This is a genomic window from Furfurilactobacillus milii (assembly GCF_009864005.1).
GTDB classification, from domain to species: domain Bacteria; phylum Bacillota; class Bacilli; order Lactobacillales; family Lactobacillaceae; genus Furfurilactobacillus; species Furfurilactobacillus rossiae_B.
The window spans coordinates 50,588-73,839 of sequence record NZ_WEZQ01000009.1; the positions used below are offsets into that span (position 1 = coordinate 50,588).

Sequence of the window (23,252 nt, forward strand, 5' to 3'; positions counted from 1 at the left end):
ACGTAATTGAGGTGCAAAATAATCAACTTTTTTGTAATACCAGTATAGTTAGCAACTTAAGACGCTTCAAATGAGGGCACAAGGTGATATTAATGAGAGGATAATCATCAAATCCGCTTTCATTTGTTTTTTTGACAAACAAAAACACAGGCTTCTATGGTGAAGTCTGCGTTCAATTCATGACAAAATCATGTGAAAAACGTTTGACAAATAGCTTTACATCGGCCTTTATAAATAAATAAATTGCTGTTTATTTATTTTGTAATTCGCTGGTTTGATCATCAACGGCGAGTACATTTGGAGAATGGCTGGCGCTTACGGTTGTCAACATTGACACACTCGCCGTGGGACGGTTCGGTATCAATGTTGCCGCCCTCCAGCTCACATAGTAGCCAGTTTAAGTAGATATCAGTCAATGGCAAATGGTCTTTACAATGGTTTACTGATTTGTGAAAGTAGTGGAGCTGACGGGAAACAGAGTTCCGTGTCGGCAACACTTGGCGGCGAGCATTTGGCCGCTTAGTGTTGCGGGATGACTTATGAGACGTGGTTTTCGGCTCATAATCAAGGACGAAAACCGTGACTTGTGCGGGTTGAGACCGGTCCTCATGGAACGGCGTTTCCGGTCAGCGTAACGGCATTAAGCTGTTGAGACTATGTTAGTTGTTCACTAATTTGCTGTGACGAATCCCGTATCCGAAGTAAATGAGCATTCCGAATGCAAACCAAATCAAGGAAGCAACCCAGGTTTCCAGTGGCAACCGGAATAGCAACAACATGCAGGCCAAGCCGGAAATAATTGGTAGGACAGGATACCATGGAACACGGAAGCCGTCTGTGTGATTAATATCTTTTCGGCGACGAAGTGGGAGGACACCGAATGAGACAAAGGTGAAAGCAATCAGCGTTCCGATATTAACCAAGTTTGTCAGCTGTTCTAGTGGTACTAAACCAGCCATGATTGCGATAAGCACGGTGACGGTTGTCAAACTGGCAGTTGGATTACCACTTTTTTTGTTAACGTTGCCCAGCCATTTGGGCAGAAGGCCATCACGGCCAATGGAGTAAACGAGCCGTGAAGAAGAGTAGATCATGGCCAGCATCATTGTGAACATACCGGCAAGTGCACCGATTGAAACGAGGGCAGCACCCCAGTTTTGACCAACCTGTTGCAGAGCAAACGCAACTGGATCCGCAACGTTTAAACGTTTGTAAGAAACTAGGCCAGTTAAGACAACGGAGACAGCAATATACAGGATAGAAGCGACAATCAAAGTTCCGATAATTCCAATTGGCATGTTTCGTTTGGGATTCTTAACTTCGGCAGCAGAGGCAGCGACCACGTCAAAACCTAAGAAAGCGAAGAATACTGCTGAGGCTCCCGCTAGTACACCGCCTTTATAAGGAAAGAATGGGTGCCAGTTAGCTGGTTTTACATAAAATAGGCCAACTAGTACGAAGATTAGGATGATGACAATTTTAACGGCTACCATAATGTTTTGAACGCGTGTCGAGGTTTTCATGCCATTGCTGAGTAGCCAGGCAACGAACAGAACAATGAGGACGGCAACCAGGTTAATGTAAGTGCCGTGTGCCGGATCAAACGCACCAGACAATGCAGTGGGCATGTGGATGCCAAAACCTGAAATCAACGAGTTGAAGTAAGCTGCCCACCCAGTAGACACGGCTGCCACAGACAGCATGTACTCTAAGACTAGCGCCCAGCCGAGAATCCAGCCGATAAACTGACCATAGACGACATTACCGTAAGAATAGGCGGAGCCAGCGATTGGCAGGGCGGATGAAAATTCAGCGTAACACATGGCGGCTAGGCCACAAACGATGGCGGCGACCACGAAAGATAAGATAATGGCTGGACCAGATTTAGTTGCGGCGACCGTTCCGGGCAGAATGAAGATCCCGGTACCAATCACGGCACCAATGCCAAGTGCGACAAGATCCCACGCTGACATGGATTTAATTAGCCGACTGTCGGCATCAATATAGTTATCCAGTGATTCTTTTTTCAACATTTTGTCTAATATGGACATGGCGTTTCTCCTTTTTAATAAAAAAACTGGTATTTTCAGCCCCTCGCCGAAAATACCAGTTAAATCAGTAATCAACCTCAAATAGATTGACACTAAAAAACCGTTTAGACGAAGGTTGTACAATCATCCAAACGGTATGAGTTCATTTTAAATAAACGTTAGCCGAATGGATGCAAACCGGAAGTTTACCGTGCTTGCATCCAACAGTCGATGCAAGCACTAGCCAAACAGACTAAACGCGAATGCGTATGTGTTGTGAGTTAGTGATTGTGTCATAAACGTTCTCCTTGAAGTATGAGAAATTTTCTCATTTGATGACCATAACTATAACGATTTTTTTAGACATCGTCAACCGTTAATTTTTAAAGCAAAACGAAGGATGAATCTAATGTTTCGATTACGGAGCATTTTTAAACTCTGCGCTGATGGTGTAAACTTAACATCTGTGAGAAATTGAACGGAGGAAAACCATGAAGAAACGTGTCTTTGTCATTACCGGAGCAACCGGCACTGGCAAAACCACCGTCAGTGATTATTTGCGTGATTATTATCATATGCCTAAGGTAATCACACATACAACACGACCACCCCGAAAGGGCGAAATGAACGGTGTCGATTATTATTTTGAAGATGATGCATCGTTTGATAAAAACCACTATTTAGAGCAAGTTGCTTATTCAGGTTACCGCTACGGCTCTTCCCATGAGGGGATCGATGCTGGGTTTGAGAAAAATCCTTACATCACGATCGTCTTAGACACGAAGGGTGCCATTACTTATGCAAAAGAGCTCGGTGATGAGGCGATCATTATTTTCTTGACTGTTAGTCAGAATGAAGATTTGATTGATCGAATGACCAAACGTGGGGATGACACGGTGATGCTACAGGAACGGCTGGATAGTCCTGAGTATCGGCGCGACCTGACCTTACCGGCGGAATTGAAGGATGTAGCGCATGTCATTGTAAATGATGACCTAGATTCAACAAAGAAAAAAATCGATACCTTGGTTACTGAAACCTTGAACTAGAAACTATTGTTTTGACTGATTTTCTGTTACACTACTTAATGGTAATCGTTACTTTTTAAAAACAATACAGATTGAAAATGTCATCAATGTACTGGAGGTCTTACCATGGCAGAAGATGTAAATACTGCGGTTGAAGTTTTGCAGAAACATCATCTAAAAATCACTAAACAACGGCGAACGATGTTGTCGTTTTTGTGTCAACGTCCAGATCATTATACAGATGTGACGAGTTTGGATGCGTACATGCGGGACTTTTATCCAGGGATGAGCCATGCGACCATTTACCGGAACGTCAAGGAATTTGAAGACCTCGGCTTGGTTGAACAACAGGTGAACGGTGACCAAGCGCGTATCAAATTTCAGTGCGACTTCGCTAATATGCACCATCATCACTTCATCTGTCGTAATTGCGGAAAAGTGACGGAATTGACCATGTGTCCAATGGACTTTTTTGCCAACCAGTTGCCGGGGGCACAAATTGAGGGCCATCGTTTTGAAATGTATGGCTTGTGTGCGGACTGTGTTGCTGCTGGTGTAGAGTGATATTGGTCCGAAGCAAACAAAACGAAAATCTTAAGTTCCATGTAAATCGAACCCGCCGACGTTTAACGCTGACGGGTTTTGTCTATACTATATGGTTGAATTGGTCTAGCAGCCAATGAACAAAAAGATTTCGTTTCAATGAGTAAGTTTTATAAATAAGGAGTTAGCTATGGATCATCGAATTCCGCCGTTTGTGACCCCCGTTGCTGTTGTGTCGATTATTTTGGCGCTGTCCGCAACTAATATTGTGGTTAACAAAGTGACGAACACGTCTGAAGGGGCGCCGGTCACAAGAACGGTAACCAATTCATCCGGCAGTTCAATCCAATCGTCGGATGATTCTAAAAAAGATAGTAATTCAAGTTCAAATAGTGAAAGTTCTAAGACTGACAGCACTGCTGACGAAAAATCTAGCAGTCAAACCACTGATGAGTCGACGCCAAGCACAACGACGAAGAGCAATAGTACGACTGACAACAGTGATGGTGGAACCACGACCCGTCAAAGTAGCTCATCGGTCACTGAATCAAGTGCAGCCAGTTCTTCTACAACTGCCAATTCTACGAACAATAATAGTGCTACAACAGGCAATACGGGTGCTAATACAGGCTCGTCTACCGCAACCACTACATCAAGCAGTCAATAGACGGTTATTTTTGATTTAGCAACTCTCATGAAAAAGTAAGTAGGTGACAACATGCTTAGTTTGCTCGACATGGCAAACCATTTTCTTGGTTATTTTAATGTCAACACAACGTTAAAGGGACGCATTTACACCATCTTGGGCTTTTTTGGCGATTGGTATTTGCTCTACATTGGGATTCGGTTTATTCAAAACCAGGGATACTTGCGTGGCGCATTGCTCATCTTGGTCTTCTTTGCCCTGATGTACTTTACACTGGTCAACTTCTTCTTTTATTTTCTCAAACGTCGGTTTGTACTCGACCCGTCTGAAAGGATTGCGGCCTTACTGGGCGATGAACGTTTAAAAGAACAGGAAAGTCGTTTCAATGATCACGATCGATACGATCATTTTGCTCCGGCCACGGGGTTATATGATGAAAAGCAGGTCATTCCGGCTAAGGTTGAGTTGAATGGTACCAACCACAAGAACTTGGCTCAGATTGCCGCACAGTTACAGGCGGCCAACCTGTTACCTCAAGATTATGAAGGCCATAGTGACCAAGAAGTTTTGAACCAGGCTAAGGAGACCAATAAGCCAGTGTTTGCAATCGGTGAGGGAACACCGTTACCTTATTTTGATCTGCGACAACAGGATGGTCATTTTGTAGTCTATGCGGGGATGAATCAGATGACGGCATTGCCGGTCGGTCGGGTAACACGGGTCGGCTTGTCGGACATTAAGCAAGCACATGAGCAGTTCAAACTATTTTTAGCCACCGCTGTTTTGCAAGGCGGGGTGGCTAAATCAGCCGGACGCTCCGGTGTCATTGAGCGACGTTTGCCATACACGGTTAAAGTTGAGGTTGCTTTCAGTGAAAAGAATGCGGCCTCCAATGCGACTAGTCAGAATTCGTCTGCCTTTTCTGAAAGTCAGACGTTTACTGAGGAACCAAAGCGTTCTTTTGCAAAATCTGCTGAAAATGTAGATTCAGTTAACAACAGTTTGTCAAATAAAACGCCTCAAAATCGTCGAGAAAATCGATAATTTTGAGAGATTAGATTATCAATAAGAAAATATCGTGAAAACGGGCGTGTCGGAGCACAGTAGCTTTGACACGCCCTCTTATTAGGGTCTAAACTTAGTTAATGACCTTGAGAATTACACAACTTGTAATTCAACAGTTTAGGTTGAGATTATTTGAGGGTGAGGAACCGATTATGTCAATGATTGAATTTCACGACGTACAGAAGTATTACGGTGACTTTCATGCGTTAAAAGACATTAATTTAACGATGGAAGCAGGAGAAACGGTTGTGCTCATCGGGCCGTCAGGTTCAGGGAAGAGTACATTATCCCGAACAATTAATGGTTTGGAGCGGATCCAGAGTGGCCAGTTAATTGTCAATGGGCAGGATCTGGCTAATCCGAAGACGGATATGAACCGGATTCGGAAGAATGTTGGAATGGTGTTCCAGCACTTCAACTTGTATGAAAACAAGTCTGTGTTGGAAAACATCATGTTGGCACCTCGAATCGTGCTACATAGAAAAGAAGATGAAAACAAGAAGTTAGCCATGCAACTGTTAGACCAAGTTGGTTTGGCAGACAAAGCTAACAACATGCCATCCGAAATTTCTGGTGGGCAGGCACAGCGTGTGGCCATTGCGCGTTCACTAGCTATGCAGCCAAAGGCATTGATTTTTGACGAGCCAACATCTGCGTTGGACCCAGAAATGATTGACGATGTGCTGGGTGTTATGAAGACAATTGCTAACGACTCAAGTATGACAATGCTGGTTGTGACTCACGAAATGGGCTTTGCCCGTGAAGTTGCTAACCGGGTTATCTTTATGGCGGACGGCCAAATTCTTGAAGATGATGCAACGAAGGAATTCTTCGATCATCCAAAAGAGGAACGTGCCCGTCAGTTCCTGAGCAAGATCATTAACCACTAATTTGGAAAGAGTGTTGCCTAACTCCGGGTGAATCCGAGCAACAACGTGAATGGTGAAATTGAACTAGCGGTCTTTGCTAGGGCAGTTTCAGCTTTCGGGTTGTGCACAGGATTCAGGAGTTGGGTGCACGTTTAGAAAGTGTTGCCGAAGCCCAGATTCCGAGTTTTCGGCACACAATTATGGAGGCACTGTCATGAAGAAACAATTCAGACTTGCGACCTTATTAGTGGCGTTGGGCGCGTTGATGCTGACATTGAGTGGTTGTGGAAAATCACTGTCGCAACAAGACGTTCTGCAAAATGATCGCAAGGCAAACACAATTACATGGGGTGTTAAGGCCGATACCAAACTGTTTGGTTTGATGGATGTTCGTGATAATCAAATCAAAGGGTTTGATGTGGACATGGCTAAGCACATTACCCGGCACATCCTCGGCAAAAAGGGGAAAGCTAAGTTTATTCAAGTGACGTCACAGTCACGTATTCCATTGTTGAAAAATGGGAATATTGATGCCATTATCGCCACGATGACGATTACGCCACAACGTGAAAAAGTTGTTAGCTTTTCGAATTCGTACTTTGATGCCGGTCAGTCGCTACTAGTTCCAAACGGCAGTAAAATCAAAAACGTCAGTGATTTAAACAAATCTGGGACAACCGTTCTGGGGGTTGTCGGTGCGAACTCAGTTCAAAACATTAAGAAGTTTGCGCCTAAGGCTCGTGTCTTGGAACTTCAAGATTATGCCCAAGCATTGACGTCTCTGAAAGCTGGTCAAGGGGTTGCCTTAACTACTGATAACGGGATCCTTTATGGGATGGCCGTTCAAAACCCTGGCTTTAAAGTTGTTGGCGGGACATTCACCAGGGAGCCTTACGGGGTTGCCGTTAATAAAGGTCAAAAGCCATTTACTAACGAGGTCAACAAGGCCATCAAGGAAATGGAAGCTGACGGCGAATATAATCAATTAATTAAAAAATGGTTCGGTAACGTGCCTGGATTTAACTACAAGGAGCTGGAGCGATAATGATTACTATTTTATCTGATCATTGGCAAGAGCTGTTGACCGGTCTGGGTTGGACGCTATTATCCAGTGTCCTGGCGTTAATTTTCAGTCTGATTATCGGTTCATTATTTGCCATCATGGAAGTTACGGAAAGTAAAGTGGCACGCACAATTGCTCGGATCTATATCGAAATTTTCCGGAACATTCCATTACTGGTTATTACAAGTTTCTTCTACCTTGTCATTCCAATGTATGTCGTTAAAGTTAACGGCTTTACTGCTGGGACGATTGGGCTAACAATTTATACATCAGCGTTCATTGCTGAAACGGTACGGTCAGGGATTCAATCTGTCGACCCAGGCCAAATGGAAGGTGCTCGGGCGAACGGATTGACGTTCTGGCAGGCCATGTCAAACGTCATCTTGCCACAAGCATTCCGTTTGGTTATTCCCCCACTTGGTAACCAGTTCGTTAACTTGGTTAAGAACTCATCCGTGCTGGCCTTCGTTGCCGGGTTTGATTTAATGTATCAAGCCAACAACATTGCATCCATCACGTTTGATACGATTAACAGTTATATGGTTGTCGGGGTGTTGTACCTGATTATCACGATGCCAATCAGTTACTACATGCGTTATCTAGAGAAACGCTTAGCGTAGAAAGGGGAGCTAACAGATGAAATCATTTATTGATGCCTATTCATGGATCAACCTCCGTTACCTCCTCGAAGGGCTGTGGATTACTGTTGAAGTGTCCGTTGCATCCGTGATTTTAAGCTTTATTCTCGGTTCATTTTTAGGAATTATTCGGTATACAAAAATTAAGTATGTTTCGGCGATTGTCGGTTTTATTATCGATCTTATTCGGAACTTGCCACTGTTGCTGATCATCTTCTTCACTTACTTTGGATTGCCAAACTTCGGATTCAAACCCGAAATTATTCCAGCGACAATCTTAGCGATGACCATTTTCGAATCCACCATGTTGGCCGAAATTATTCGGTCAGGGATTCAGGCGGTTCCGAATGGTCAGATGGAAGGTGCCCGGGCAAACGGATTGACGTACTGGCAGGCTATGTTCCAGATCATTCTGCCACAAGCCTACAAAAAGATGATTCCTGCGTTGGTTAGTCAGTTTATTTCACTGATCAAGGATACGTCGCTGGCAACGATCATTGTGTTACCAGATTTGACGTACCACGCACAAATTATTTATGGACAGAACGCCAACTACATTATTCCAATGTTCTTAGCACTTGCTGTGATGTACTTTATCGTATGTTACGGATTGTCTGTTTTGGCCAATTACATCGACCGTCGTTTAGCTTAATTCGGTTTATATATCATTTTTGCCATCAATCAACTGGTTTCTGCCAGTGATTGATGGTTTTTTTGTTCATTGCTTCCGGTGGTCAGCATTGGCACGCTCGCCGTGGGACCGGTTCAAGCCTCCCAAGTTCGGAGTCTCTCACCTCGCCGACAAGCCTCGTAAAGCCCACGAGTCTTGTCGACCGTCCGTATTGTAAATTCGAGAAAACCATTCGAATTAACAACACCTTCACGGGTCGGTATCAATGCTGACCACCTAACGCTTTGTTCGTGGTCTAAGGGCTGCATGCATGATAACTAATTGAAATCAAAAAAAGTTAAATAAATATTTCTTTTGTGGAAAAAGTGCTATTCTAATTGAAAATTAATCTTTAGGATTCGTACATATTATTTTTACTTAGGGGGTGACGGGGATGGAGATTCAATTAGATCAGGTTCGCAAAGATTATGGTCGTACGGAGGTTTTACACGGTGTGTCTTTTTCATTGCCGTTGGATACTGGCAATGTCTTTGGCTTGATTGGGCCAAACGGGGCAGGCAAATCAACCTTAATGCGGTTGCTCAGCGGGATTACGACCATCAATGGTGGGCAATTGAAGATTGATACTCAGGGTGATTCACACTATGACAAGTGGGCTCAGCGCAATTCACTGTATATTCCGGCTGGTGATCGTGGATTACGAAATAAATTAACGCCATTGGAAAATCTACGTTATTTCAGTGCTATTCGATGTGTACCATTTAGAGATACACAGGCCAGAATGCTGGCCAATGCCAAGCTGTTTGATGCGGAAAGTCTTATGAATAAAGAGTTTGATCAAATGTCGACTGGACAAAAGAAAAAGGCAACATTACTCGTCGCCATTTCGTTTGATACACCGATGTTATTGTTGGACGAACCTTCAAATGGTCTGGATATGTCTGCACAAGTCGATTTAATGAAGCTGGTTGACTCTGTTGCTAAAAAGTCGCAGCATACGATTATTCTGTCTTCCCATGATCCAGTACTAATGAGTGAAGTGACCACACAGTATATATTTGTGAATGAGGGGACTGTGATTAAAACGGTCGATCACAGTTTGTCGGAAGCGGAATTGCGGCAAATGTATGAACAACTTTATCAAAAGGCGGTGATTCGATGAGCGTACGTGAATTGGGCACCATGATCTGGGTTGAAGTAACGATGCAAATGAAGACGGACATCAAATACTTATCATCGACCGTGAGTGAGTTTATTCTTTATACTTTTGCATATTTAGCGGTAGTGATCTTTGGAGCAGTGAAGGGCATGAACGCTTTTTATCACACAAATCTTGGCGTTGTCATGATCCTAATTGGTTTTATGTTTTGGAATATGGGCGTGGTGGCAATGGACGAGTCGACTCTGTTTATTGAGACAGGGGCACGAACGGGTATTCTAGAAACGGAAATTCAATCCCGCTTTTCGCTGTGGTTCATTGCACTAGTTCGCAGCTGGGTCACTGATATTTATTACTTTGTGTACTTACTCATTTTGAGTGTGATCACAGCATTTGTTATTTCTGTTCCAGTCCTGCAATTAGTTAAGGCTGACGTTCTCGTATTTGTCATCGCCATTATTTCAAACGTCGGCATGTTAGGGATTGGGCTGCTATTTGGGGCTGGTTCGTTGAGATTTAAGCGAGTGGGTAACTGGAGCAGCATTCTTCAGTCAGCGATATTATTCGTGGCAAACGTTGCGATGCCAAATTACTTTGGTGCCCAGTTGTTATTGCCGTTTGGTGCCGGTATTGAAATCACAAGGCACTTGTTCCTTGGACAATCAGTATCGCTTAACCTCATTGGAACTTATTTTGGCGTAAACGTCATCTGGTTTGCTCTGGGCTTAGTCATTTTTCGCCATGCAATGCAGAAAGAGCGGCGCATTGGCAGTTTTGATCGATTTTAAAATAAACGAAATGGATGCGGACATTAAAAATGTCCGTATTTTTTTGAGTTACCACTTGCAATTACTTTGTTACGCACTATAATAATGCTATACAAATTACTTAAACACAAATAGTAATGCAATTGAAAGAAAGATGAGGTTTATGCGGAATGATGAAATGAGAGATATGCAGCTAATCAGTAATGGCGGTGTTTGGTCTGAACTGGAAATTGAGGAGCTGAGCCGCCATCAACGGGGAAGAAATCAATACAAGCGTTGGTAAAAAGAAAAATGTGGGTTTGATGAAAACTGACCAACCGTGCAAAATTAAAAAAATTTAACTTGAATCATTCACTGACTGTTTGAAAGGCAATCGGTGAATGATTTTTCGTTTGCTCAAAATGCCGTTGCATTAGCATTTGTTTGACATCTCAGTTATTGAAAGTGTTGCTTACTATTAGTTACTGATGATGTGGGGATAAACGGGGCTGCATTTCTGCTTGTAAATTAGAATTTGATTAGTTATACTCTGTCTAATGACTTTTTAATCTTACGAATAAGACTGTGTTCATCATACATAACGGGCAATGTTTGATGCACTTGAATGCGGTTGAAGAAATGAGGGAGTAGCATGGCAGATGAAGAGAACCATTTTCTAAAAATCGAAGACGTCAGTACAGCTTTTAAGATTCAAGGTAAATATTACCCAGCTGTATCTGACGTCTCTTTAGATATCCACAATGATGAGATTGTTGCCATTGTGGGGGAGTCCGGATGTGGTAAAAGTACCTTAGCAACGACGATCATGGGCCTGCATGATCCTGCTGAAACCAAAATTGGTGGCAAAATTGAGTTTGAGGGTCAAGACCTGTTGACACTCAATGAAGACCAGATGAACAAGATTCGTGGTGCCAAAATTGGCATGATCTTCCAGGACCCGTTATCAGCGTTAAACCCACTGAAACGAATTGGCGATCAAATTCAAGAAGGCTTGGATTACCACACCAAGATGACTGAGTCTGAAAAGAAGGCCCGTGTGCTTGAGTTGGTTAACCAAGTTGGGATTCCTCATCCAGAACGGGTTATCCGTCAATTTCCACATGAATTATCTGGTGGGATGCGTCAACGTGTGGTTATCGCCATCGCGATTGCCTGCAAACCAGATCTGATGATTGCTGACGAACCAACCACCGCCTTGGACGTTACCATCCAAGCACAAATCTTGGACTTACTTAAGGATATTCAAAAAGAAAACCATGCCGGGATCATTTTGATCACGCATGATTTGGGTGTTGTCGCTGAGACGGCTGATGAAGTTGCGGTTATGTATGCTGGTCAGGTCGTTGAAAAGGGTTCTGCCAAACAGATTTTTGATAATCCGTTGCATCCTTACACGCGCTCATTGTTGCGTTCAATGCCACAAAAAGACAGTGAAAATGACGATCTGTATGTCATTGAAGGTTCTGTTCCTTCATTACAGAAGATGCCTCAAGACGGCTGTAAGTTTGCTCCACGGATTCCATGGGTTCCCGCAAGCGAACATGAAGCGCACCCAACGATGCATGAAGTTGAACCGGGTCATCGTGTCCGTTGCACCTGCTACAAAAACTTTAAGTTCCAAGACGAAGCTTAGAATGGGGGAGAGTAAATGAGTTTAATTGAAGTTAAAGATCTAGAAGTTCATTACCCAATCCGTTCTGGGTTTTGGAACCGAGTAACGGATGAAGTGCTGGCTGTGGATGGTATTAGTTTAAATATTGAAGCCGGTGAGACATACGGGCTCGTTGGCGAATCTGGGTCTGGCAAGTCAACGACTGGTAAATCTATTGTTGGCCTGGAAAAGCCGACAAAGGGTCAGATTCTTTACAAGGGAAAGGATATTACCAAGCCCAGCAATCGTCGAGAATTAGATTATAACCAAGATGTACAGATGATTTTTCAGGATTCATTATCTAGTCTGAATCCGCGTAAACGGATTGAAGATATAATCGCCGAACCAATTCGTAACTTTGAACATCTTGATAAAAATCAGGAAAAATTAAGAGTTTTGCAATTATTAGATATTGTAGGCCTAGATGCCGACGCCTTATACAAGTATCCTCATCAATTTTCAGGTGGTCAGCGACAACGTATTGGTGTGGCACGCGCGGTTGCCACTAATCCTAAACTGATTGTGGCTGATGAACCTGTATCAGCACTTGACCTGTCCGTTCAGGCCCAAGTTTTAAACTTTATGAAACGAATTCAGCGTGATTTCGGAATCTCCTATCTATTTATCTCTCATGATCTTGGTGTCGTCCGTCACATGTGTGACAATATTGCGATTATGCATCGTGGTCGATTAGTTGAGATTGGGACGCGTGATGATATTTACAATCATCCGATGCACATTTACACAAAGCGACTACTTTCTGCGATTCCAGAAACAAGTGTTGAGGGTCGTGCAGAAGCCAGAGCACATCGTGAAGCTGTCGAGCAAGAATTTCAGGAGAATCAATCCCGATACTACGATAAGGATGGTAAGGTCTTGCCACTAGTAGACGTTTCTGCTACTCATAAGGTCGCTTTGCCGGAAGACGAAATTGAAGAGGAGGACAAGTAATATGTGGAAAACAGTTTTGCGCCGTGTCCTCATTATGATTCCAGAAATAATCATATTAAGTATCTTAGTTTTTTTGTTGGCCAAAGCAATGCCTGGTGATCCATTTACTGGTAGTATCGGTCCACATACTAGCGCGGCCCAGATTCATCATCTGAAAGAGGCAGCCGGTTTATATAATCCATGGTACGAGCAGTATTGGAACTGGGTGGTTCACTTATTTCATGGGAATCTAGGAACAAGTTTTCAGTATCAAGAACCAGTTACCAGAATTATTGGTAATCGTGCTATTAATACTCTGTGGCTCGCCGTTTTTGCAATGGTATTAACTTACGCCATCGGTATTCCAATGGGGTTGTACGCTGGTCGTAATCAAAACAAAATAGGTGACACTATTATTAGAGTTTACACATTTGTTACGATGTCGATTCCTTTTTTCGTTATCTTAGTTCTCGGGTTGTGGATTTTCGGCTACGTGCTTGGTTGGTTTCCAACAACAGGCTCTGTGAGCGCAACGGCTAATAGTGGGATGGCGACGACGCTGTCCAGATTGCAGCATATAGTTTTACCAGGACTTTTGGCTGCTTTGTTTGGGACAGTAAATATCGTTCAGTATTTACGATCAGAAGTTATTGATGCAAAACGGTCAGACTATGTTAGAACAGCCCGTTCTAAAGGCGTTCCGACGGGAGATGTGTTCCGCCACCATATTTTAAGAAACTCGTTGTTACCAATCGCAGCATTTGCCGGTTATTCAATTACAGGCCTGTTAGGTGGGTCACTATATACGGAAATGGTCTTCTCATATCCTGGGATGGGTCTTTTGTTCTTAAATTCAATATCTTATCGTGATTATACGGTCATTACGGCACTTGTACTGTTGTATGGCATATTGAACTTATTTGGTACCCTTCTTTCAGATATTATTCTTTCTGCTGTTGATCCGCGAGTTCGTATTCAGTAAAGGAGATGTAAAAATGTCTCAAAATCAGTTAAACAGACAGTCTTCAATTTCAGAAGAAGACTTAGCACGTTTATCAAAAGAAGCTGAGCAAGAAGCAACACCATCTTCCTTACGTATTGTATGGAATGAATTCAAGGCTGACCGTCCGGCGTTGTTTGCTTTAGTGATTATGGTCGTATTTATTTTGTTTGTGATGATTGCTTCTTTGTTTATTAATCAGGGTCAAGCTATGGCCACAAATATTATGGATTCTTACGACAAACCATTTACGCAATTCTTTTTAGGAACAGACCAAGGCGGCCGTTCAATTGCTAAACAGTTGATTTTAGGTTCTAGGAACTCTATAGGAATTGCAATTGGACTAACTATAATTAGTTCAACCTTTGGTATTTGTTATGGGTTAATTGCTGGTTATTTTGGCGGAATTGTCGATAATGTGATGATGCGTATTTATGACTTTATGTTGATGTTGCCAATTACCCTTTTCATTATTGTTTTAGTCACAATTATCCCTAACTACAATGTTGTTACTTTAACGCTTATTTTAAGTTCTTTTTATTGGATGGGAACTTCACGTTTGATTCGTGCGCGTACTTTATCTGAGTCTAAAAAGGACTATGTGGCCGCTTCGAAAACCTCAGGGACTAGTACCTTTAAAATCATTTTTCGAGAAATCATGCCCAACATTTCATCGTTAATTATTGTCGACACTATGTTGTCTTTCGCCGAAAATATTGGGGTTGAAACTGGACTAAGTTATTTAGGCTTTGGATTGCCAACCAATACACCTTCACTAGGTACAATGATTGCCAATGCTAATGATCCAAGCAGTATTACAGAATATTGGTGGACCTGGTTGTTGGCTGCTGTTGAAATTATAATTTTGACACTTTCAATCAGTTATATTGGTCAAGTTATTCGTCGGGCGACAGATGCATCACAGCGTCTTGGTGATGATTAAAAAAATGAGACAGATGAAAATGAGATTTTTTTAATTATTATCTTTACAAATTCTCATTTAGCGGTACACTTAGTTCCGTAATTATTTGATTATAATGTTTTTCATTATTTGGGAGGATGAGTGCATGAAAAAAACTAAGTTTGCTCTAGCCGGAGCAGCAGCACTTTCAGTACTTACGTTGGCCGCTTGTTCAAGTAAGAGTAGTAGTTCTCAACCATCAACAGCTGTTAAGATGGCAAAATCATATAATGCTTCAGGATCCATTGACAAAAATGCGACTATTAAAGCCGCAGAAGTTAACGATGCCCCCTTCAAGGGTGTCAGTGATACTGTGTTAGCTTCGAATGCTGAAGATGGTGATGTTTTCTCACCTGGTCTACAGGGATTGTTCAAGACAGATAAAAACTACAACATTGTTGATGGCGGCCCTGCTAATCTTAAGTTGAATCGTTCCAATAATACGGCAACAATCACGCTTCGCAGTAACTTAAAGTGGTCGAATGGCTCGCAAGTAACTGCGAAGGATGTTGAATATGCTTATGAAGTTCTTGGCAATAAAGACTCCGATACTCAACAATACAGTTCGAGTCTGGAACAGATTAAAGGTATGACAGAATACCATAGTGGTAAGGCATCCACAATTTCTGGTATTGAAATGCCAGACGGTGAAAAAGGCAAAAAGGTTGTTATTCACTATAAGCACGTCACGCCTTCAATGAAACGTTCCGGTAATGGATTCTTTTGGGAGTATGCTGAGCCATATGAATATATCAAGAATGTTCCAATAAGCAAATTGGCTTCCGCACCTCAAGTTCGTAAGAATCCTATTTTCTATGGTCCATTTAAATTGCAGAAAATGGTTACTGGTGAATCGACTAGTTGGGTACGCAATCCATACTACTGGGGTAAGAAGGCAAATGCTAAGGCAGTCACCATTAATGTAGTTTCATCGAGTGCCGCAGGTTCTGCATTTAAAGCCCACAAGTATGACTTTACTGTTGGTACAACAGGAATTGCCGCTTCACAATATCCAACCGTTAAAAAGTTGAGTGATTACACCAACGTTGGTTCTCCAGAGATGGGTTATGGATACCTTGGCTTCATGGTTGGACATATGAATTCTAAGACGGGTATGAATGTCATGGACAAAGACTCCAAGGTTTCAAACAAGAGTCTTCGTCAAGCCATTGGATACGCAATGAATGTTGACGCAGTCGAAAAGAAGTTTGGTAACGGCCTCGGAAAACGCGCAACTACGTTAATTCCTAGCGTATTTACCGATTATCATGACAAGAGTGCTAAGGGCTTTCCATTGAACTTAAAGAAGGCCAATAAGCTTTTAGATGATGCGGGATACAAGAAGAAGGGCAAATGGCGTCAAACGCCTGATGGTAAAAAGCTGGTTTTGCACTTCGCTGCGATGAAGAGTTCTTCTACGCATGATGAAGAAATTCAAAATTATTTGCAGCAATGGCATAAGATTGGTCTTGATGTTCAATTAACTGGCGGCAAGACGATGGAGATGAATGCGTTTTACGATGCTATTCAGTCTCCCAAACCACCTAAGAATGTTGACTTCTTTGAAGCTGCTTGGCAAGTAAGCTCTGAACCTACTCCAACTATGTATGAAGCTAATGCTCCATTCAATATGGGTCATTTTGCAACAAAGAAAAACACACAACTGATTGAAAATATGAACAATAACAAAGCCTTCAGCAATTCATATCGGAAGACACAGTTTAAAGACTGGCAAGCCTATATGAATCAACAAGCTGCTTACATTCCTGAAAGCGAAGGTTTGACTTGGACGCCAGTTAACCATCGTATTAAGAATTACAGTACATCTGCAGCTGATTCAAATGATTCATGGGCTACTATGGGTGCCACGTCAGCTAATCCGAAATAAACTTAGTTATTTTAATGTGTCATTAAACGTCTTGAGTGTAAGCTCAAGGCGTTTTTTAGCCCAAATGAGCCCTGTAAATTAAAAGGAAGCGCATGTTCACGGAAGCTTTTATCTGTACAAATAAATGGAATCTAGAGTCTTCTTTCAAAGTCTTACTTCATGTGATGCCGGGAGTGTATCCCTTACTCAACATCTTTTTGAGCTACTATTAGACAGTTGGCATCAATTGATAATTGATAACGAGGTAATTGGCTGCAATTATAGTACAAAAAAACTATTGGCAGATGAGAACGCACGCTAAAATGGTTTTGGCGATGCTTTGTTGAGTTGGTTTGAAAATAAACTACGCGAGTTAGACAGTCATATGGTTCATTTGAAAACATTTAACTATCAAGTACCGAACTTCTATTTAAAGCGAGGATATAATACATTTGGTAAGCTGGATTACTCAAGTGATGTCAGTGAGTATTGCACGGTGAAAAAGCTGTAAACGAAGATCTGCATAAATTGCAGGTCTTTTTGTTATCAAGGCTTTTAGGACAACGAGTAAGATTAAGAAAATTAAGGGGGGAGAAGGAGGGTGCTCACATTGACTGATGAGAAACTAGAACAAGAACTAGTGAGATTGCGAACAGAAAGTCCACAGGTGGTTAATTATTCTTTGTTAGCAGCGATGTTGGATAACATCGGCAATCTTAATTCAGTGTTGCGCGACCAACTGATTTACAGTTCGTTTGCACAGTGGATTGACGACTGCATGATTTCAAATGAACAGGCGGTCTGGTTATTAAGACAAGTTCAGCAACGGAATTTATTGTTCAGCGGGATTTATGAACGTCAAAACGACGCAGTCTATACGAGAACATTTACGGCGTTATTATTGACGTCACTCATCGCTCGGGATGCACGCTCGACGTTTATGACGGCAGAAATGCGAACCCATCTTTTTGAAGACGCAACGCAGTATTTACAGTTGGAAAATGATTTACGAGGGTTGACCGAACATGGTTGGGCACATGCATTTGGCCATGGTGGCGACCTGCTGTATTACGTTTGTTATCATCCAAAGTTTCCAACCCGACTTATTCCACAAGCGTTGGCTGGTATTTATCATGGTATTATGCTGCCTAGCGGTTTTACGGCAGGTGAAGGCAGTCGCTTGGACAACTGTCTTGTTGCGTTACTGGCGCAGGATCGCATAACGGAAAGTCAGCTACTCAACTGGTTGCGCGGGATACAGGGCGTCATTGCCTCAACCGCTGATCAGTCGCTACAGTTCGATCAAAACAACAAATTAATTAACCTGTGTGTTTCATTGGCCTATAAAATGCGCTTTGAAAGTTTGTCTACGCCAGGACTATCGGCATGGTTAGATGAGCAGATTCGAGACTTTTATGAGGCCAATGGGACAGTGGCCTGATCTGGAGATGGTCTATATGAATATTGAATTAAAACAATACGTTGATACGATTCAGTGTCAACGATTAGTGGAAAACTATCAATTGAGCGATTTAACTTTCACAGGTTCGCCGCAGTCAGTGATTGAAAAGGCCAAGCGAGATCATGATCGGGTGCCAGTGATGATTATAAATGATGACCAGTTAGCCGGCTTCTTTTGCCTTCATTTGTACCAAGGTCCATTGGAAATTGGTGGCTGTGCTGATACTGATGTTTTATTGCGTGCTTTGTCGATTGACGAACGCTTCAGGGGACAAGGTATTTCGCTTGCCGCGATGAAGTTGGTACCGGCATTTGTTAAAGCTCATTTTCCGTATGTGACTCGTATTATTTTGGCCGTGAACTACCGTAATATACCTGCACAACACCTTTATCAGAAGGCGGGCTTTCACGATACGGGCATTCAGCGTGTTGGCAAGATTGGCCCGCAGTATGTTCTGTTTAAAATGATAAATGCGTGAGTTACTGCCGGGGAGGGATAACGATGAATAAAATTCTAGTGATGATTTATGATGGCTTTTCGATGTATGAAATTAGTCCGTTAACTTCGATTCTTGCCTGGAGTCAAACAGATTGGCAAATTGATGTTGTAGCCGCTGAGCACAAGCCATATCAAACTGAAGATGGGTTCGATGTAATGCCACAAATGACATTTGAAGATGTTCAGAATATTCAGGCGTACCAGATGCTCGTTATGCCAGGAATCGCGAATTATCATACCGTTTTACCTGATCAAAGGAACATTGTCTTTCTCAGTCGTTTTAAAACGCGGCCACGACCAGTTATCGCGGCAATTTCGGCTTCACCCATTCTACTGGCAAAAGCTGGGTTATTGGACGACACCAAGTTTGTGGCGGGACTATTCGAAAGTGCATACGAAGAGGAGCGTTTCATTCCCAAACGTAATTTGGTGCGTAAACCAGTTGTATCGGATAATGGTATTGTGACTTCCACTGCGTTCTTCCCTCGTGAATTTGGCATCACCGCGGCACATGCAATTGGCGTCAATGTTCCGAAAAACATTTTTGAACAGTTTGGGACAGATGCAAGTGCCGAAGATTTAACTTTTCGAGATAATGGCTAGTTCTGCAATTTTATTGTAAGGTCGGTTTGCTGCAAATTTGTACGAAAATATGTATACTAATGCTGAGAGGTGATGGTGATGGTTAATCCACAAAAAAATTTAAATATTCGACCTGTTTCAGAGCTACGTACTTATAACAAAGTGTTAAATCAGGTTGGACCAGATAGCCCCGTTATTTTGACAAAAAATGGCTATGGTAAATATGTTCTGCTTGATTTAGAAGATTATGAAAAGTATGAGAAGTGGTCAATTGCTGAGGAATTGACCAAAGAAATTGAGAATGCAAAAAAAGAGAAAACCCATAAGTTTTCGGATGTTCGAAAGGAAATTTTAGGAGAATGAGCTATGATCTGGAGATTGCAGAGGGTGCAGAACACAGTTTAAAGCTTATAACTGTGCAGATACGTGAATCCTTTGGGGATGTAATTGCCAGAAAAAGGATTTTAACATTGCTAAATGGTATAAATAATTTAGCTTCGTTTCCAAGAATGGGTAAAAATGCACGAAAACAGGGATTTCCGATAGCTTCAGAGTTTTACTTAATGACGATAGGCAAAAATATTGTACTTTATGAAATTCAGGAAAAAAGTGCACGTGTTGTGGTACTAAGAATTTTTTCGAGTTCTCAGAACATTGCTGAGAGGATAATGAACTTGGACTTGTAAATGAAGTATTAAAAAAACAGAGAGTCGATTAAACATTTCGTTCAATGTTTGTAAGTGTGCTTAATTGATTATTTGTCCCGCTTGCACAGTAAGTTGGTGCTAAAAAGGTTGAGCTGGATAAAATATGCCGATAAGTCAAAACCACTGATACAGTGCTTTTGACTTATTTTTTTATGAGATGATTTAGTGTATTCTCACCGTTTTCTAACAATTGACGACATTCTGCGCTATACTTAATCAACGAGTGATTTTCAGAACGGGGGATCAGTTTGCATGGCCACATATGGGGCAACGTTTCGGCAGCTACGAATCGGTAAGAATATGACTTTAAAGGAACTGGCTGACGAACAAGTGAGTGTTGGTTTCTTGTCTAAGTTTGAAACGGATCAATCGAAAATTAGTGTAGACCGGTTGATGCATCTACTGGATAGGATGAATGTGACTGCTGATGAATATTTCTTTGCCCAACATGATGGTTATGCCATGCCCCAAGTACCTAAAGTATGGTCTGAAATGAGTGCGCCAAACGCTGTGGCAACATTAGGCAGCAGTTTTTATTACACCGCTGGGTTATCGAATCGCGGGCAATGGGAAAAATTAGCGCGGTGGCAACATCACTTGGCCGAACGGGCCTCCTCAACACCGACAATGGGTCATTGGTTAAACTTGGATTTTGCGCAACTGCTTCTGGCACAACATCAGCAGGCAGACCCCCGTCCGTTTGTTCAACGGGCGATCACGTACTTACGACAAATTGATGAGTGGAGTATTTACGAGTTGATCGTGTTTAACGTTTTTCTGCAGGGGATGAGTGTACCTGACGCACAGCAACTAGCTCTGTCCGCCAAGCATAAGTTGGTTTCACAGGCTCCACTTAGCGAGATTGCAGGGATGCACCATGGCTTTTTGGTCACTAGTTTTTGCTTTTTTATGAACCGCACTCGTTTCGATATAGCGGAAGAATTGCTTGGTCAGATGCACAGTCTGCACAAAGAACAATCACCACAACAAAGTACTGGCGATTTCGGAATGTTAATTCTGTGGTGTCAGGGATGGCTGACCTATCGCCGTGACAGTGAGGAACGGGGTCATTCACAGATGAAAGATGCACTGACAATTATGCGATTGTGCGAAGAGGAAAGCCTGTGGCGTTTGTACGCTGCTTTTAGTGAACGAATTTGGCAAACGAAGGATGATCATTTACTTTATCATTCACGATTAATGGCCTAGAAAGGGGAATGACATGGCATCATATGGCGAAACGTTTCATCAGTTGCGTGTGGGTAAAGGATTAACGTTAAAAGAACTTGCAGATGAACAGGCTAGTGTCAGTTTTCTCTCAAAGTTTGAACAGGGCCAATCGAAAATCAGTGTTGATCGACTGATGCATTTGCTCAAGAAAATGAATGTGACCGCTGATGAGTATTTCTTCCTGCAGCATGATCGTTATCTGAACTCTCCGATGCCGGTGGAGTGGCGTGAAATGGGCGCTGCAAACGCACTAACAGATTTAACGAACATTTTCCTGATTAGTTCGGGTTTGGCGATACGACATCAGTGGAAAAAACTTTACGCGCGGCTCGATGTATTGAAAGAAAATGCAAAAAAATCCCCAACGGTTAATAATGTGTTGGGATACGACTATGGTCGAATGATGCTGGCCAATCATACCGGGAAAAGCATTGAGCACAGTTCGGATTATGCTGTGAAATATTTAAAGCAGATTGACGATTGGGGCATTTATGAAATTTTAGTCCTCGAATCCTTTTTAACTGCCATGCCATTGGCCGATGTTGAATTATTTACTAATATTGCTGAACGTAAACTGACGGCGAATGAGTCAATTATGTATGTTGCGGGCATGCATCGCGGATTTTTAGTCAGTAGTTTTTCATATTTTATGTCGTTAGATCAGTTTGCGTTAGCCAATGAAACTTTATCGAAGATGGAAGCTTTACATAAAAAGCGTGATGGTCGTGATTTGACTGCTAATTTCGCGATGACGATATTGTGGTGCGAAGGTTGGCTCAAATATCGCGTTGACGACAAGGTACTGGGCAAGTCCAAGATGAACGATGCCACCACCATGATGAGGTTATGTAAAGAAGATCGTATGTTTAGGATTTATGACGATTTTACGGCAGAAATCGTGAGTGCACCAAATGATCACGATTTTCATTACGGCACCGTTATTTCTTAGGAGAGGTCAATATGCAATCGTTAGGACAAACGTTTCATGCATTTCGGCAAAATAAAAACTTAACGCTCAAAGAAATTGCTGATGAACAGGTCAGTGTGGCCGTGATTTCCAAATTCGAACACGATCAAACGACATTGAGCATTAATCGGTTTCTCCATTTCTTAGGGCGAATAAATGTCACGACAACAGATTTCTTTTATCACTATTTTGATCGTTTTGAAAATGAAAAGGTCCTGGATATTTGGGGCGTTCAGGCTTCCTTTGAGGGTATATTAGCCAATTTTTACGAAGGCAATCATATTGCCAGTGCGACGAATACAACGGATATTAATGAAATGGGTGCACTGAAAACATACACAAAAGCTGTGCAGGTAAAAGCACGGCAGGAGCCAACGCTGATCAATCGAGTAATCGCTGCGTGGATGGCCAGTATTTTAGATGCTCAACAGTTGCATTTTGACGATAGCGCCAAGACCATACAACCAGTGGTGGATTACTTAACCAGTGTTGGTGAGTGGAACGAACTTGAGCTTATTATTTTTGTTTTCATTATTCCGACGGCAGATCCCGATGTTTTGATGCAACTTTTCCGTCGTTATTTGAACCAAGCAGAATTGTATCAAGGATTACCCGAGGCAAATAATCTGGGTTTTTCTGCTTGTTTCTCGTTGTTTACATGCATGATTGCCAAACAAAAAGGAAAATATGCAGTACAGGTATTGAAGAAGTTCGATAAATTAGTTACTAAATTTGAAAGTGCACGGTTTGCCATTCTTAGAGAATTTCTACATGGCTGGTTGAAAGTGTTTCAGGGTAATCGTCACGATGGACTGGAACAATGTCAGACCGTTTTGAACCTGACACAAACGCTGGGATTAGCAAAGACACATGCCTATTATCATGAGTTATATGAGCATCTTTCCGCTTCCCCGCCGACCTTGTTAATCTTCGTGCGTTTTTTTTAAGGAGAATTTTT

24 protein-coding genes are annotated in these 23,252 nt (G+C 42.2%); 23 read left to right on the plus strand and 1 reads right to left on the minus strand.

The annotated features are described in order from the left end of the window. Positions 1–659 precede the first annotated feature (659 nt). A complete protein-coding gene (locus GB993_RS06260) occupies positions 660–2,051 on the minus strand; it encodes an APC family permease (RefSeq protein ID WP_161003538.1) in 1,392 nt (463 codons plus the stop codon). Between the two features lie 470 nt (positions 2,052–2,521). On the opposite strand from GB993_RS06260, the gene GB993_RS06265 reads away from it, so the two are divergent. From GB993_RS06265 to GB993_RS06375, 23 genes are all read left to right on the plus strand, one after another. After that, the gene (locus tag GB993_RS06265) at positions 2,522–3,079 is read left to right on the plus strand and encodes a guanylate kinase (protein WP_161003539.1); all 558 of its coding nucleotides are present in this window, start codon (positions 2,522–2,524) and stop codon (positions 3,077–3,079) included. A gap of 105 nt (positions 3,080–3,184) precedes the next feature. After that, a complete protein-coding gene (locus GB993_RS06270) occupies positions 3,185–3,622 on the plus strand; it encodes a Fur family transcriptional regulator (protein WP_161002404.1) in 438 nt (145 codons plus the stop codon). 169 nt (positions 3,623–3,791) lie between these two features. After that, entirely contained in the window at positions 3,792–4,268 is a 477-nt protein-coding gene (locus GB993_RS06275; RefSeq protein WP_161002405.1) for a hypothetical protein, read from the plus strand. A gap of 51 nt (positions 4,269–4,319) precedes the next feature. Next, entirely contained in the window at positions 4,320–5,291 is a 972-nt protein-coding gene (locus GB993_RS06280) for a DUF6681 family protein (RefSeq protein WP_161003540.1), read from the plus strand. Between the two features lie 173 nt (positions 5,292–5,464). Then, positions 5,465–6,202, plus strand: coding sequence for an amino acid ABC transporter ATP-binding protein (locus GB993_RS06285; RefSeq protein ID WP_017261427.1), 738 nt, complete (start codon positions 5,465–5,467; stop codon positions 6,200–6,202). Positions 6,203–6,395: 193 nt separating this feature from the next. Next, positions 6,396–7,226 carry a glutamate ABC transporter substrate-binding protein gene (locus tag GB993_RS06290; protein WP_161003541.1) on the plus strand — a complete coding sequence of 277 codons (831 nt, stop codon included), beginning with the start codon at positions 6,396–6,398 and terminating at the stop codon, positions 7,224–7,226. Beyond that, a complete protein-coding gene (locus GB993_RS06295) occupies positions 7,226–7,864 on the plus strand; it encodes an amino acid ABC transporter permease (protein WP_161003542.1) in 639 nt (212 codons plus the stop codon). The genes GB993_RS06290 and GB993_RS06295 overlap by 1 nt, the downstream gene beginning before the upstream one ends. Positions 7,865–7,880: 16 nt before the next feature. After that, on the plus strand, positions 7,881–8,534 hold the full coding sequence (locus tag GB993_RS06300) for an amino acid ABC transporter permease (protein WP_017261430.1): 654 nt from the start codon (positions 7,881–7,883) through the stop codon (positions 8,532–8,534). A gap of 412 nt (positions 8,535–8,946) precedes the next feature. Beyond that, entirely contained in the window at positions 8,947–9,675 is a 729-nt protein-coding gene (locus tag GB993_RS06305) for an ATP-binding cassette domain-containing protein (protein ID WP_161003543.1), read from the plus strand. Next, complete coding sequence (locus GB993_RS06310) at positions 9,672–10,460, plus strand: hypothetical protein (RefSeq protein ID WP_161003544.1); 789 nt, start codon at positions 9,672–9,674, stop codon at positions 10,458–10,460. Before GB993_RS06305 ends, GB993_RS06310 begins: the two co-directional genes overlap by 4 nt. A 610-nt stretch (positions 10,461–11,070) precedes the next feature. After that, the gene (locus GB993_RS06315; RefSeq protein WP_161003545.1) at positions 11,071–12,072 is read left to right on the plus strand and encodes an ABC transporter ATP-binding protein; all 1,002 of its coding nucleotides are present in this window, start codon (positions 11,071–11,073) and stop codon (positions 12,070–12,072) included. A gap of 15 nt (positions 12,073–12,087) precedes the next feature. Continuing rightward, positions 12,088–13,041: an ABC transporter ATP-binding protein gene (locus tag GB993_RS06320; protein ID WP_161003546.1), complete on the plus strand. Its 954-nt coding sequence runs from the start codon at positions 12,088–12,090 to the stop codon at positions 13,039–13,041. Between the two features lies 1 nt (position 13,042). After that, positions 13,043–14,002, plus strand: a complete 960-nt coding sequence (locus GB993_RS06325; protein ID WP_161003547.1) for an ABC transporter permease — start codon at positions 13,043–13,045, stop codon at positions 14,000–14,002. 13 nt (positions 14,003–14,015) lie between these two features. Further along, entirely contained in the window at positions 14,016–14,963 is a 948-nt protein-coding gene (locus GB993_RS06330) for an ABC transporter permease (protein ID WP_161003548.1), read from the plus strand. Between the two features lie 124 nt (positions 14,964–15,087). Continuing rightward, a complete protein-coding gene (locus GB993_RS06335) occupies positions 15,088–16,869 on the plus strand; it encodes an oligopeptide ABC transporter substrate-binding protein (protein WP_161003549.1) in 1,782 nt (593 codons plus the stop codon). A gap of 589 nt (positions 16,870–17,458) precedes the next feature. Then, the gene (locus tag GB993_RS06340) at positions 17,459–18,289 is read left to right on the plus strand and encodes a DUF2785 domain-containing protein (protein ID WP_161003550.1); all 831 of its coding nucleotides are present in this window, start codon (positions 17,459–17,461) and stop codon (positions 18,287–18,289) included. 16 nt (positions 18,290–18,305) lie between these two features. Then, a complete protein-coding gene (locus GB993_RS06345; protein WP_161003551.1) occupies positions 18,306–18,788 on the plus strand; it encodes a GNAT family N-acetyltransferase in 483 nt (160 codons plus the stop codon). 23 nt (positions 18,789–18,811) lie between these two features. Further along, positions 18,812–19,411, plus strand: a complete 600-nt coding sequence (locus tag GB993_RS06350) for a DJ-1/PfpI family protein (protein ID WP_161003552.1) — start codon at positions 18,812–18,814, stop codon at positions 19,409–19,411. A 78-nt stretch (positions 19,412–19,489) separates the two neighbouring features. Beyond that, complete coding sequence (locus GB993_RS06355; RefSeq protein ID WP_161003553.1) at positions 19,490–19,753, plus strand: type II toxin-antitoxin system prevent-host-death family antitoxin; 264 nt, start codon at positions 19,490–19,492, stop codon at positions 19,751–19,753. Beyond that, positions 19,750–20,076, plus strand: a complete 327-nt coding sequence (locus GB993_RS06360; protein WP_161003554.1) for a type II toxin-antitoxin system RelE/ParE family toxin — start codon at positions 19,750–19,752, stop codon at positions 20,074–20,076. The genes GB993_RS06355 and GB993_RS06360 overlap by 4 nt, the downstream gene beginning before the upstream one ends. Before the next feature lie 273 nt (positions 20,077–20,349). Continuing rightward, the gene (locus GB993_RS06365) at positions 20,350–21,306 is read left to right on the plus strand and encodes a helix-turn-helix domain-containing protein (protein ID WP_161003555.1); all 957 of its coding nucleotides are present in this window, start codon (positions 20,350–20,352) and stop codon (positions 21,304–21,306) included. A gap of 13 nt (positions 21,307–21,319) precedes the next feature. Then, entirely contained in the window at positions 21,320–22,276 is a 957-nt protein-coding gene (locus GB993_RS06370) for a helix-turn-helix domain-containing protein (RefSeq protein ID WP_161003556.1), read from the plus strand. 11 nt (positions 22,277–22,287) lie between these two features. Continuing rightward, the gene (locus tag GB993_RS06375) at positions 22,288–23,241 is read left to right on the plus strand and encodes an Rgg/GadR/MutR family transcriptional regulator (protein ID WP_161003557.1); all 954 of its coding nucleotides are present in this window, start codon (positions 22,288–22,290) and stop codon (positions 23,239–23,241) included. The last annotated feature ends 11 nt before the right edge of the window (positions 23,242–23,252 follow it).